The organism is Serratia aquatilis (assembly GCF_044865145.1).
Classification (GTDB): domain Bacteria; phylum Pseudomonadota; class Gammaproteobacteria; order Enterobacterales; family Enterobacteriaceae; genus Chania; species Chania aquatilis.
The window spans coordinates 5126849-5141304 of the sequence record NZ_CP173186.1 but is presented as its reverse complement, the minus strand read 5'-3'; the positions used below and the strand labels follow the sequence as shown (position 1 = coordinate 5141304).

At 49.4% G+C, this 14456-nt stretch carries 9 protein-coding genes; all 9 read right to left on the bottom strand.

Annotation, left to right across the window (positions count from 1 at the left end):
* Positions 1-138 precede the first annotated feature (138 nt).
* Complete coding sequence (locus SAQUA_RS23375; RefSeq protein ID WP_380678625.1) at positions 139-3549, bottom strand: ImcF-related family protein; 3411 nt, start codon at positions 3547-3549, stop codon at positions 139-141.
* Positions 3546-4670: a hypothetical protein gene (locus SAQUA_RS23370; protein WP_380678623.1), complete on the bottom strand. Its 1125-nt coding sequence runs from the start codon at positions 4668-4670 to the stop codon at positions 3546-3548. Before SAQUA_RS23370 ends, SAQUA_RS23375 begins: the two co-directional genes overlap by 4 nt.
* Positions 4671-4672: 2 nt before the next feature.
* Positions 4673-4933: a PAAR domain-containing protein gene (locus SAQUA_RS23365; RefSeq protein WP_380678621.1), complete on the bottom strand. Its 261-nt coding sequence runs from the start codon at positions 4931-4933 to the stop codon at positions 4673-4675.
* Between the two features lie 654 nt (positions 4934-5587).
* Positions 5588-6547, bottom strand: a complete 960-nt coding sequence (locus SAQUA_RS23360) for a T6SS immunity protein Tli4 family protein (protein ID WP_404413109.1) — start codon at positions 6545-6547, stop codon at positions 5588-5590.
* Positions 6548-6738: 191 nt separating this feature from the next.
* Entirely contained in the window at positions 6739-7824 is a 1086-nt protein-coding gene (locus SAQUA_RS23355; RefSeq protein ID WP_380679844.1) for a T6SS immunity protein Tli4 family protein, read from the bottom strand.
* Between the two features lie 74 nt (positions 7825-7898).
* Positions 7899-8984 carry a T6SS immunity protein Tli4 family protein gene (locus tag SAQUA_RS23350; protein ID WP_380679841.1) on the bottom strand — a complete coding sequence of 362 codons (1086 nt, stop codon included), beginning with the start codon at positions 8982-8984 and terminating at the stop codon, positions 7899-7901.
* Positions 8985-9058: 74 nt separating this feature from the next.
* The gene (locus SAQUA_RS23345) at positions 9059-10144 is read right to left on the bottom strand and encodes a T6SS immunity protein Tli4 family protein (protein WP_380679836.1); all 1086 of its coding nucleotides are present in this window, start codon (positions 10142-10144) and stop codon (positions 9059-9061) included.
* Positions 10137-11771 carry a lipase/acyltransferase domain-containing protein gene (locus SAQUA_RS23340; protein WP_380679833.1) on the bottom strand — a complete coding sequence of 545 codons (1635 nt, stop codon included), beginning with the start codon at positions 11769-11771 and terminating at the stop codon, positions 10137-10139. The genes SAQUA_RS23345 and SAQUA_RS23340 overlap by 8 nt, the downstream gene beginning before the upstream one ends.
* A gap of 3 nt (positions 11772-11774) precedes the next feature.
* Positions 11775-14297 carry a type VI secretion system Vgr family protein gene (locus SAQUA_RS23335; protein ID WP_380679830.1) on the bottom strand — a complete coding sequence of 841 codons (2523 nt, stop codon included), beginning with the start codon at positions 14295-14297 and terminating at the stop codon, positions 11775-11777.
* Positions 14298-14456 lie beyond the last annotated feature (159 nt).

The following is a 14456-nucleotide window of genomic DNA, read 5'->3' as shown; positions in this document are numbered from 1 at the left end:
AGTAACGCAGCCAACAACCAAGCAATTTGAAGTATGAAGGGTATATTTCATCTGTCATGGTTAGGGTATTAATAAATAACAGCAGTTTTACGGCATACGCTCTATCAGTCAGCGAAATGGACCATTTCGGTCTGGTGATCACTCATCAAACTCTGTTTCAGATGCGCTGTCGTCAGATAGCGCTGACGCGGAGAGGAAAATCTGTTTCGGCATCACAAAGCCCTTCAGGCCAAGCAGCGACAGCGGCCCTTCGCCCAGTTCGGTGCGCAGCAAATAGTGCAACGGCAGGCCATCTTGCGCCTTCCAGGTCAGGTCATAGACGGTGGTGCTGCCCATGTAACCCTTCACGCGGGCTTTATCCAGCAGGCGTATCAACCCCCAGGTGCCTGGCAGATCGGCATACAGCCGGGTACCCGCCCGGGTACTGATCCAGCTCAGGGTCGCGCCGGGCGCGGCGGTGTCGTTTGGCCAGGCGAAGCGTGTCCAGACGGGCATCTGGTTTGAATAGATCAACGTCTGGCTGTCGATGCGCAGCGCCGTTTGCATCACGTCTTTCGCCGTGCCCGGCCGCAATTCAAAGAACAGCCCCGCATCCCCGTTGGTGAAGACCACATCGGCCAGGTGGCTTAACGTATTCATCGCCGCAAGAAACGCTGGATTAAAGGTCAACCCTTGTGCATTCACCTTATCCGGTACCCACTTGCTGCCTTCCTTATGCAGAATGCCGTTCAGATGGCTTTCCAGAAAACGCTGGATACGCCCGGTATCGGCTCGCAGGTATTGCGACATCAGCGACAGGGACGCATCCGTTGAAACCTCCTTGAACGGGTAGCGCCCGGCAAAGGCCGCGTTCCAGTCATCCACCAGGGTGCTCTTCCACTGCGCATTCAGGCTGCCGGCGGTGGGGGCCAGTACCTGCTGCCACGCCTGCTCCATCGGTTGGACAAACATCGCCTGAGCAAAGCGGCTCCACTCCTGCCCCAGACTGGCGGCCACTAGGCTGCCGTAATCACGGGTATCGGTCAGGTCGACCGCTTTCCCCTGAAACACCGTCTGTGCCAGGGATTGGGTCATCGCCTGCGGATCGGTGGCGTTTGTCACCTGCTGCAGCTTCAGCCGCACGCGGGTGACGCGCGTCAGGAAGGTTTGCAGGCTCAGGTGGGTATTGTCCTGCCCGCCGGCCCTGCCCTCCATCAAGGCCAGTATCGGGCCAAAGCTTTTGTCCAGTGGGCCTTTCGGCCCGGCGTTCTGGTCAATACCGGGCGGGTCACGGTTGAACAGGTTCTTGGCGGATTTCACCAGCGAATCGGAGAGTGCCGCCCCGGTCTGGCCGGTTTTGCCTTGCCAGGCCAGCGTGTTCATCAGCGCAATCAGCGGCGACTGGCGCACGTCGGTCATCAGCGTGAGCTGGTCGATGGCATCGGACAGGCTCCCGGCCCGGTGCCATTTGATACTGTTGAGAAAATCCAGCCAACGGCTGGCAAAGTCGGTGAAATAGCGTTCGGTCAGGCGGGCTTTCAACGCCTCCGGTGAAATCTCGGCGGCCAGCGGCTGCGTACTGTCGGTCAGCACCCAGTCGATCTCTTCACGGCGCTCGTTCACCACCCGGTCAATGGCTTTGGCGACGCTCTCTTCCCACGCCTTGCGGGTAAAAATGCCGGCAACCACGGCATCGGTGGAGAACAGCAGGCTGGCATCGGTATCGCCGGTCATCTGGTTCAGGGTCATGTCACCGTAGGTTTTGGCAACCCGCCGCAACATATTCTGATACAGCGTGGCCTCGGCATTGCGCACGCCAAACTGGCGCAACAGGATCTGGCGAACATCGTGCACCAGAGTGTCGTCGGCGGTGATTTTCCATTCCGGGTGCGCCGCCAGATTCTGGGCATAGAAGCCGATCAGGGCAGGGGAGAGCGCCTGCCACACGCCGGGGTCAACGCCGGGGCGCTGTTGCCAGTCAGCTAGCAGCGTTTGGCTTAAAAAGGCCGGGTCGGTTTTCTGCGGGCGGGCCATCATCAGATAGGCTTTTAACTGGTCATATGCCCGTTTGCCCTGCTGGCGACGTTGTGCGCTCTCGGGGGGCATCGCCACCAACGCCACCAACTGTTGTTGTAAATGGCGGGCCACCGCGTCGCGGACCAACAGCTGATTGCTGTGCTGATAGATTGGCCACAGCGCCTGCAACAGGGGGGCATTCTGGTTCAGTCCGAGGCGGGTATACCACGGGCTCCCGGCCACGGCGCGGTATTGCAGCGTGGCGAGGGTCTGTTGCAGAGCGTACTGCGCCCGCAAACGTTCGGCCAGGGGTAACGGGGTGTCCAGCGCCTGCCGACTTTGCTGCACGCTGTCTTTAATCAGAGCCCGGTTGGCAAAAAACGACACCAGCATCCCCGCGCCCCACAGTAACAAAACGACGCAGAGTGCTGCGCGCAAGGCCGGGAGCCACGGCAGACCCAGGCGTTTTGGCATCAACCCTGAAGGCAGCGCTGAGACTGACGCTAGCAGCGCATCCCAGCTTTTGTCCTGCCCCCAACGGTGGGGGACACTGCGGGCACTGGCGGTGAGCGGCAGGCTGAAAAAAATGCCGGCCAGCGGAAGTGCCTGATAGCGCCTCATCAGTACCGACAGGGTGTTTTTCAGTCTCTCGATACCGCCACCGCGCAGGCTGTGGGCCAAGGCCAGCAGGAAATCATGGCGTGGGTCCGCCAGCACCTGCTGTGTACCGCGTTCGGTCAGTGTTGGCAGTAGCGCCTCCAGGCGGTTGACCAGTTCGTCGGGTTGGCATGCCGGTGGCAACAGGCAACCGACCGACTGGCGGATCCGTGCGTGCTGATCCCACGGTGAGTCCTGCAACGCCCAGACAAACAGCGGGATCTGCCACCCCAAGGCGCGGTAATGTTCGGTTAGCCGGTGTGCGAGGGTGTCCAGGGTGTCGCCGTACAGCTCGCTGGAGGGGGCGGGGTTACCAAGGGCTACGGGCAGATAAAAGTGTTGGGTCACCCAGAGTATGCCATCGAGCGGGCAACGGCGCAGTTTGCGCAGGCTACGCAGCAAGGCGTTATCCGGCTCCGCCGTCGCGTCCCCTCCCCAGAGCAGTACCGTGCCTTCGCCTTCCAGCCAGTGTTGTGAAGTCAGCCCCGGCGCGAGGCGCTCAACCTGATCCGGCTGGCCGATAAGCAGCAGGGTGGTGACGCGGCGTTGCCAGAAAAAACCGTAGTGGGTGCGAAGGTGGTGCTTGAGATCGACGAAGTGGCTATTTTTGACCTGAACTACAGGGATTTGTTTGTTTGATTGTGGGGGACCAAACTCACGTTGTTTATTCTTTTGTCGCCAGCGCCACCAGAACGACATCCCAACCAGCCCGAAGAGTAATGCAGAAAAAATACCTCCCCAGATTGACCAGACGTGGGAAACCGGGATACCTCTACTTTCAAGCTTATCCTGGTTGATGAACAACAATAACGCGCTCACCCCCGCCAACCCCACAGTCAGGAGAAAATATCCCCAGAAACCATAACGTGGTGAACGTGATCCTTTCTCTTGGCTCATGAAAATAACTCCGAGGTGACTAAACACAACCAGCCCGATGACTGAGGTGCTTGGCAAATAACCAGTTGATCCCGTGAAGTCTTGCTGATGGCCTCAGCCATCATGGCCAGTGATATGCCGAAAGAAAGTTCTCCCGGTGGCCCGAAAGAGAGATCGATCAAATGAACAGGGCGTTCTTTAGGCAACGACCAATTGTGGTTGGCTGCGTAGAGGGCAATATCTGCCAGGGTATTCTCTGCTTTTCCCGTTAGCCAGACATGCTGTAGCTGATCCCTATCCAGGAGGGTGTAGTCAAACAGCATGTCCAAATCGGCAGATAATTTTCCTGGAATTAGTGGCATCATGCGTCCCATCCCCGCAATAACAGATAATGTATGTGCATGGGCAAATGTGGGTGATGCCAACAGTTGGGCAGAAATAAACTCACTGGATTTTTCGGGGAAACTGCCAGGCCAGTGTTGCAAACAGAGAAGTAAAACTACGTCTGAAAACTCAGACTCCAGTTGTAAAATGGGAACTCGCCCTATGTCATCGATAATGTCGGGCACCAATCCCCATTGACCGTGCACCGCAGAGATCATGGGTTCTCGCGGTAATTTAGGGGCATGCAGCAGATACACGGTATGTAAGTGATGGCGATAGCCTGGGCATTGGCGCTCCAATTGATTATCAATCTCATGCAGTCGCACTGATAAAGATAAGGGGCTACCAAACAGCGGGCGAGCTTTCTGTGGGTACATGGGAATATCGGCCAGTTTTCCGAGGACGGAACTCACCCCTTCTGCTTCTGGCGTCAGCAATACACTCCCTACCACGGCGAGCTGTGCGCGGCTCCATTGTTGCCACTGTGCTTTTGTCCGAGCAGTTTCCTCCTTCCACGCTTGCGCGGATGCTGATGATTGCTCGTAGCGATTTAGCGCCACACCAAAGAGACACAGCCAGAGTAACAGCCCAGGCAACACGCCATAGAGTAATAGCTGCCCATAAGCTGTGATGTTGCCGATAAATATGATGGACAGCGAGCAACTCACCACTATCACGACCAAAATAACCAACCACATGCCATAACGGGGGGGCGATAGCACTGGTTGCTCAGGAATTACAGGGATCGGCCAGGCCATAATTATGCCTCGATACTATTTTCGGGTTGAGAGCTGATCACTCGGCACCCACAGGCACACAAGCAATTATTGACTACCAGTTGTCGCCCTTCTTCAAACGCGGTAGGGTCACCTTCTACAATGGCATTCATACCATGCTCGGGACAGGAGACTAAGTCCCCGACCAGTGCAGCCTGCTTCCCATTAAAATAAAGGGTAGAAGACGCGGTTTTAACTTCACCACCATGGGTTGTGGCATCACCTAAACAAACAATCCCAGGCATGCTTTTCTCCTGAAAGTAATTATCTCTATTTATAGAACATCCAATTAACTTATATACCCGTCGCCCTTCAAGCTGCATGGGTGTTGGCTGCGTTACTCGGCCCATGTCGGGCCTCGCCCCTTCGGGGCCGCTGCAAGCAGCGTTCAAATCTGCCAAGCAGATTTGTCGTTCACCCCAGTCACTTGGTTTACCAAGCTCCTGGGGCTTCGCTCAGTTGCCGCCTACATGCAACTTGAAGTAACTTGGGTATAGATGTAGATGTGAGAGTTATCGATTTAAATAAATACTGACAATTGCGCTGATTAGAAAAAAAGATCACAGCAACAATAGCGGCTCCTTGGGCCTTTTTTTTACTTTATTGCCTTAATCATCAGGAATAACATTAAAAAAGACAAGCACCCACGCAGGTCAAAGAAAAATAAGCACTATCATTAAATATACGATAATAGTTTCCCACCAATTAAAGCTTAACACCGTGAGCATTATAATGCTCCTTGCGTCAAGAGTTGACAGCCTAATCTATCGGCCTTTTCTTTCATGCTCACTGGCAAATTTCAAATGATCTTGAATGGTTTCATATTGAGAATAACATGTTGAATGCTTGAACAATAATACCTGTGAATATCCAAATATATCCTCAAGTATTGGTATTAATCAAATCGCCCCAGGACGCAGACGCAAGGTTGAGGTTATCTGCTGCCAAAAAGCAATTAATTCATTTTGTGAAAGCTCCTTATCGGGAAGTGGACCATGCTTGAGTTCTATACTGAGACTTGGCGTCTGTGAACTGCCCGTTTTTTCATTAACGTTTAAAACAAAAGTATGCCCACTGCTGACATCTTCTCCATTACCGACAGTTAACCACTCTTCTACGGCTAATTTATTGATTTCTCGCTTTCCTTTCATTAGGGTGTTTATCTTATTATTAAGTAGAGCATTGCTTATTGTTGAACTGCGTTCTAACATTGAAGTATCTTCTTGAATATAATTGTTGCTTGAAAAGACAAGGTATAGTCGTGAACTTATTTTTGCTCGGTAAGAAAAAAGAACTTTTTCCATCTCATTTGTATTTCCGGAAATGAATCCATTCGGAAAACACAGTCCTTTATCTTTCGGTATTTCATTTTCTTGCCGTCCATGTAAACGTGTTAGTAGATTCCTTAATTCAGCCAATTTTATTGACGTATCACTTCGATACACATCAGGCATTTTCGCTCTATCCTCCTTATAGCGCTCCCCGTCAGAATTGATGGTATCTATGCTGGTTTTAAATGCTACTCCATTACTATAAATATGGGCCTCTAAACTACGAAAAGCATCGGGGGCACCTTCACTGCTATTGGTTTCAAAGATAACTCCTTTTATGCCATTGGGTAATGGATAAATATTCTTTAAATAGGGGCCATCCTCAGCATGGATTGTTTTTGTTTTCCGTAACTCATCTTCCCGTAAGCGAATGCGTTGTTCAAAGGCGGGTAAATACAACCGTTGAAACTCGATCTCATTTTTATTGATATATACCGTGCCAATTGGCGAGTTAAAGTTTTCCGGCAAATCGATCAGATAGCGACCAATACAGCGCGGGGTCGCATTTGCTAATAAATTTTCAACCACGTGATGCTCCTGTTCGGTTAAAGTAATATGAGGAGGGTAAGGCTTCAGCCACTGCCATAGGCCCGCCACTATTACTATAAGGAGTAACAGGGTACCGATTTTATTCTTGTTGCACATCGGGATACCTTTCATCGTTCTACAGATAATGCTTGGGAATACCTAAAAATAGACCCAAGCATTGGTATTGAAAATCAAATCGCTCCAGGCCGAACACGCAAGGTTTTTGTTATCTGTTGCCAAAAAGCAATTAATTCGTTTTGTGAAAGCTCCTTATCGGGAAGTGGACCATGCTTGAGTTCTATACTGAGACTTGGCGTCTGTGAACTGCCCATTTTTTCATTAACGTTTAAAACAAAAGTATGCCCACTGTTGGCGTCTTCTCCGTTACCGACAGTTAACCACTCTTCTGCGGCTAATTTATTGATTTCTCGCTTGCCCTTCATCAGAGTACTCATCTGGTAATTAAGCAGTTCATTAACAATACTAGAACTACGTTCAAGCATCGAGGTATCTTCTTGGATAAAATTATCGGTTGAAAGGTCAAGATATAATCGTGGATTTATCTTGGATTGATAAGAGAAGGTTACATCCTCTATTTCATTTGCCACACCAGAGGCACCTGAAATAAATCCATTCGGAAAACACAGTCCCTTATCTGTCGGTATTTCATTTTCTTGCCGCCCATGTAAACGTGTTAGTAGATTCCTTAATTCAGCCAATTTTATTGACGTATCACTTCGATACACATCAGACATTCTCGCTCTATCCTCCTTATAGCGCTCCCCGTCAGAATTGATGGTGTCTATGCTGGTTTTAAATGCTACTCCATTACTATAAATATGGGCCTCTAAACTACGAAAAGCATCGGGGGCACCTTCACTGCTATTGGTTTCAAAGATAACTCCTTTTATGCCATTGGGTAATGGATAAATATTCTTTAAATAGGGGCGATCCTCAGCATGGATTGTTTTTGTTTTCCGTAACTCCTCTTCCCGTAAGCGAATACGTTGTTCAAAGGCGGGTAAATACAACCGTTGAAACTCGATCTCATTTTTATTGATATACACCGTGCCAATTGGCGAGTTAAAGTTTTCCGGCAAACCGATCAGATAGCGACCAATACAGCGCGGGGTCGCATTTGCTAATAAAGTGTCAACCACGTGATGCTCCTGTTCGGTTAAAGTAATATGTGGAGGGTAAGGCTTCAGCCACTGCCATAGGCCCGCCGCTATTACTATAACAAGTAACAGGGTACCGATTTTATTCTTGTTACGCATCGGGATACCTCTCATCGTTCTACTGACAATGCTTGGGAATACCTAAAAATAGACCCAAGCATTGGTATTGAAAATCAAATAGCCCCAGGCCGAACACGCAAGGTTTTTGTTATCTTTTGCCAAAAAGCAATTAATTCATTTTGTGAAAGCTCCTTATCGGGAAGTGGGCCATGCTTGAGTACTATGCTAAAAATAGGTGTCTGTGAACTGCCCGTTTTTTCATTAACTTTTAACGTAAAAAAATGTTCATGGTTAGCATTTTCTCCGTTACCCACCACTAACCACTCTTCTGCGGCTAATTTATTGATCTCTCGCTTTCCCTTCATAAGAGTTGTTGCCTGATTATTAAGTAATGCATTGCTGATACTAAAGCTGCGTTCAAGCATCGAGGTATCTTCTTGGATAAAATTATCGGTTGAAAAAACAAAGTATATTTTAGGGTTTACCTTGGAGCGATAAAAAAAGGCTACATCCTCCATTTCATTTGCCGCACCTGAGGCACCTGAAATAAATCCATTCGGAAAACACAGTCCCTTATCTTTCGGTATTTCATTTTCTTGCCGTCCATGTAAACGTGTTAGTAGATTTCTTAATTCAGCCAATTTTATTGACGTATCACTTCGATACACATCAGGCATTTTCGCTCTATCCTCCTTATAGCGCTCCCCGTCAGAATTGATGGTATCTATGCTGGTTTTAAATGCTACTCCATTACTATAAATATGGGCCTCTAAACTACGAAAAGCATCGGGGGCACCTTCACTGCTATTGGTTTCAAAGATAACTCCTTTTATGCCATTGGGTAATGGATAAATATTCTTTAAATAGGGGCCATCCTCAGCATGGATTGTTTTTGTTTTCCGTAACTCATCTTCCCGTAAGCGAATGCGTTGTTCAAAGGCGGGTAAATACAACCGTTGAAACTCGATCTCATTTTTATTGATATATACCGTGCCAATTGGCGAGTTAAAGTTTTCCGGCAAATCGATCAGATAGCGACCAATACAGCGTGGGGTCGCATTTGCTAATAAATTGTCAACCACGTGATGCTCCTGCTCGGTTAAAGTAATATGTGGAGGGTAAGGCTTCAGCCACTGCCATAGGCCCGCTGCTATTACTATAACAAGTAACAGGGTACCGATTTTATTCTTGTTACGCATCGGGATACCTCTCATCGTTCTACTGACAATGCTTGGGAATACCTAAAAATAGACCCAAGCATTGGTATTGAAAATCAAATAGCCCCAGGCCGAACACGCAAGGTTTTTGTTATCTTTTGCCAAAAAGCAATTAATTCATTTTGTGATAAAGCTTCATCAGGTAGAGGGCCATGTTTGAGTTCTATAGTAAAACCTGGCGTCTGTGAACTGCCCGTTTTTTCATTAACGTTTAAAACAAAAGTATGCCCACTGTTGGCGTCTTCTCCGTTACCGACAGTTAACCACTCTTCTGCAGCTAATTTATTGATTTCTCGCTTTCCCTTCATCAGAGTACTCATCTGGTAATTAAGCAATTCATTAACAATACTAGAACTGCGTTCTAGCATCGAGGTATCTTCTTGGATAAAATTATCGGTTGAAAGGTCAAGATATAATCGTGGATTTATCTTGGATTGATAAGAGAAGGTTACATCCTCCATTTCATTTGCCACACCAGGGGCACCTGAAATAAATCCATTCGGAAAACACAGTCCCTTATCTTTCGGTATTTCATTCTCCTGTCTTCCATGTAAACGGATAAGTAAATTTATCAACTCATTGAGTTTTACTTGAACGTTGTTTTTATAATAACTGGGATTACGTTCTCTCTCTTTTTGATAACGTGTTGCATCTGGGTTTCTGGCGTCAATTTCAGTTTTAAATGCCACACCGTTACTATAAATGTGAGCTTCTAGCTTTCTGGCTGAATCAGGTGCAATTTCACTGAAATTAGTTTCAAATATCACCCCTTTCATACCATTGGGTAATGGATAAATATTCTTTAAATAGGGGCCATCTTCAGCATGGATTGTTTTTGTTTTCTGTAACTCATCTTCCCGTAAGCGAATACGTTGTTCAAAGGCGGGTAAATACAACCGTTGAAACTCGATCTCATTTTTATTGATATATACCGTGCCAATTGGCGAGTTAAAGTTTTCCGGCAAATCGATCAGATAGCGACCAATACAGCGTGGGGTCGCATTTACTAATAAATTGTCAACCACGTGATGCTCCTGTTCGGTTAAAGTAATATGTGGAGGGTAAGGCTTCAGCCACTGCCATAGTCCCCAGACAGCTAGCAAAGCGAGAAGTGCAGAGACTATTTTTTTCCTGTTAGTCATCGGGATACCTTAATGATGTCTGTTTGACTTTTTGGGCTATCTTGACGATGGCCCACAACGTGTATTTTTGTGCAGCCGGATGCTTATAAGCCGGTTCATGCTCCACTGGTAAAGCCACCCGTGATTGTAGATAGTGCTCAGGTATTTTGGATGAATGGACCGGAACAGTACCATCACCTAAATCAGTTGGTGCTTGTATCTGGTATCGCTGGCGAATCACTTTTTGCCAATCATCTTGCCAGCTATCTCCTTCGAATGGCGTTAATACAGAACGCTCGGTATTAAGATCTGGATTAGCCGTTGAAGCAACTTGCCCTTTTAAAGGAAAGTGAGGGCGCCCTTGGGGTAACTTTTTATCTAAAAAGTTAGTCTCACTTTTCCAGATTAATTCACTAAATGTGAGTGTTTCATTACCATAAAAAGCATGTGTATTACTATGGTAATGACCAGCAAGGCCCTCAATAACTGGTTTGACTTGATCCGTTATCAATGAGAGATATTTATTCCAGTCATTATCCAATTGTGATTTATTCAGCGTAACATTAGCCGGGTTAATTAAATTTTCTTCACACATGCTCCACCATTTACCACGCTCGGTATAAATATCATCGTAAGGATTTGTTTTTGGTAGACTATAAGTTTGTTCACCATCCTTGATTTTAAGCCATCGCATGCCATATTCCATGCCTGGCAATAGCTGCAGCGGTCCTGGTGATTGTGATAGTACAGCGGTCATCTCCGCTGCATTACTACCTGCCACCAGAGCTACTCCCCAACTATTAAAGTTGCTTATATCATATTCCATACCCGACTTCATGCGTCGATAGGCTGATGCCGCACCCAATGCGGGCATAACGCCATGTACTATGCCGAGTATTTTGCTATTTCCCCCTGTTAGCTCGGAGCAATAGCGCGCCACGAGTCCGCCCATGGAATGGGTAACCAGGATCACTTTTTCACATTTTATTTTTTTACTGTGATAGTCAGAAATAATTTTATCAATTTGCTTTAACAAAACTTTCGCTGATTCTTCTATGGTATCTAACCAGTTATAACCCACCACATGAAGCGGGAAAAGGTATTTGTAGCTGAGTTTGACCTCCTCTCTGGTTAACGCTGTACTACCCAAATCAAGATCGAGAATGTCATCGATCAGTTTCACTCGCTCACCAATCTCTATTTTATCAAAATCATTGAGTGATCTTTGCAGCCAGGGTAAAAACTCACCATAACTGATATAGGCTGCCTCCCCCCAACCCCGTTTTCGCCGAGAATCAAACCCTGGCTCGGCTAAATCATCATCAACCCGCCCTTCTGGATCTACCAAAACTTTTTTTGGATCCAATAATTTTTTCCTTTTTGTTGCCCCCTTGAATAACCAGCCTTTAGGAGAAAACATGCTGTCCAACCGCCAAAGTTCGTCCGAGTTTTTTTTGTCTTTCGTTTTCAAATTACTGCCCATCACTCCAGGCAAAAAAATCACCGGAATAGCCCGATCCGGAATTTTATAAATCAATATGGTTTGTTTGCTACTGCTGGCAGGTACTACCGTTGGATAATAGAGTTTGCCATCCGCATCATAAGCTGGCATTGCTGGAACAATATTATTGGGAAATATAGTATTCATTATCTATTCCTCGTCCTCTAAATAGATACTCAAAGAATCAAGACTTGCTCTCTGTTGTTTTGTTCCCTGTCCAGACGGAGAGGTCACAGATGCCTGCCGACTGCCATCGCTACTGAGAATATTCAGTTTTTGGGTTGAGACGGGAGAATCATCAAATGGCCAGAGCACTTGCGGAGTAATCGCAAAATCCGCCTGTTCCCATTGCTGCACCATCTGAGTTGCACTCTGGCCACCGAACTTCTGCCACACCGCTGCCCGCTCAATGATTTTATCCGGGGCGCCACTTTCGACTACGCCATCGCCAATGCGGATATAAGCCCCCCCGCTGCCCACCAGTAAAATCTCCTGCTTGGCACTGATAACTATCTTTCCTTCACTGCTACTAACACGCACATCCTTCAGCGCATCCAGAGTTATTTCATCCCCTTGTGCCTGGATTTCCACCTTCCCCTGACTGGCGAATAGCTTCATCCCCAACTTCTGCGCAAACAAACTGACCTTTTCACCTGCCGCTACGGTGAAAGCTTTCAATACGCTAAAGTCGGTATTTTTGCCGCTGGTTGCCGTGACGTTATCCCCGGCTGACAGTTGCAGGCTTTTCGGCGTAGTTTGTGCAATACCAGCAGGCGCAGAGAGTAACAGCGCCGCCTGCTTGAGATCGGTCAGTGCTTCACTCAGCAACGCTTTCTGCGTTTGCAGGTCCGCCAGTTCGGCTTTCGCTGTTTCTGCCGCTCCGCGTAATGCCTCGGTTAGGCTCTGGGCTTGCCGTAACTGGCTAAGTGCCGCCGCCATCTCCAGCATCATTCCCTGTGCTCCTGGCTGTTTATCCGCACTGATAAACACACCATCAGCGCCTCGGATCGCCACATGAGCATCGGTACGCAGCTCGGCCCCTTCGCCGCGCAGTTCCCTGCTGGCATCGACGTTATGCCCCAGATTCAACTGGGTTTTGCCGCCATACTCGGTGCTGAGCTTGATGTGCTCCTCGCCGCGTTTGTCCTCCATCCGCAGCTTGTTGTTTGATGGTGTGCGGATAACATTGCGGGTGTTATTCCTTTCGGTGACGTGGTCCGGGTGGCGCGAGTCGTGCAGGGCATGGGCGATATAAGGCCGATCCGGGTCGCCTTCGTGAAAGGCAATGGCCACTTCGGTGCCCTGGATCAGCGGGAAGTGGATACCGTAGGTGTCACCGCCGTAGGGTTTGGCCAGCCGCACCGGCATGCTTTCGTAACCCGGCTTTTTATCGTCCAGGTCGGCATCAAACTTCACCCAGTACAGGCCGTCCTTGTCCTGATGGGCGTACCGATCGTTGGCTTTCGGGCTGGTCACCCGCGCCATCAGGGTGCCGCTGACTACCGGGCGCGGTTTTAGCGCCGGTCGCCAGCAGAGGGTTTCGCTGTACGGCACGGCGGAGAATGTCACCCGCAGCGCGTTCTTACGGCTGGCGGTGAACCCGGTCTGAACCAGCAACAGGGGGGCTTGCAACAGCGCCGGGAGCGAAGAGGGTTGGGTGCTGTCGGTGAGGGTCAGCAATTGCCCCGGGGCGAGGGTCGGGTCCGTGCTGCTGCCGTCGATCTGGGTCTGGCGCGACAGAAAACGTTCGTGGTCGAGGCGGGCATAAAAGTTGGCCGTTTCGGCGTCCGGGGTAAACTTGTCACCCACGTCAAGGTGGCGCGCCTGATAGTGATAGACGTCGCCGTAAGTGATGCCTTCGCCGTCGCCCCGTGTCATGTCTGCCGGGGCGGATTGCAGCCCTTTCTGCGCCTCGCGGTGGTTGTAGTCCTTGGTGGTGACGCTGGCGGCCACCACGTTGTGCCGGTAACTCAACCCCCACACCGAATCCGCGCCGCTGTCACTCATCCCGGAGGGGCTGTTGAGCGGCAGCTTTTTACCAAACTGGTAGGCGCTCTGCCGGTCAGCAAAGTGGATCACCTCGGTCTGGGTATCGGGTTGCAGCGTGAAGAAATAGAAGATGCCTACTTCGGCCAGCAGGCGTTCGATAAACTGCAGGTCGCTTTCCTGATACTGGTTGATCTGCGCCCGGCGCGGGTAGTGCTGCTTGAGCGTAAAGGCATATTCCCAGTCTTTGAAGCGGTGCTCTGCCATTATCTGCGCCACCACTTCGGGTACGGTCTGGTTGATAAAGAAGCGGTGGGTACGGAATTGCTTGCCGAGCAGTGCGATAAAGGGCTCCAGAGTAATGCGGTACAGTGCCTGGTCAGCCGAGCCGGATAAGCGGCTGAAATCGGTCACCACGCCGTGCACCACCTTGCGCTGTTGCAGGTGCTGAAGTGGCCCGGACCCCATGCTCAGGGTGGCGGGTTTGCGCAGTAGCTGCCCGGCATCGATGAGCTTGTCGGTGCTGGTGAACAGTATGCTGTAGTGGTAGGTCTGGCTGATGGCTTCACTGCCGCTGAAATCTTCCACGTCCAGCGGTGAGGTGCAGGAGGGAATATCCAGACGGTAGCGGTTCAGTGTGCCCCCGATTGCCGAGGCGGCGTGTTGCAGGGGATCGATCAGGCTCATAATCTTTCACTCCGTTTTAATCAATGGGTTTCCATGAGGGTTCGCCGGGGGATATATACCCTTCATACTTCAAGTTGCTTGGGTGTTGGCTGCGCTTACTCACCCCAGTCACATAGTTATCTATGCTCCTGGGGCCTCGTAAGCTTGCCGCCTACAAGC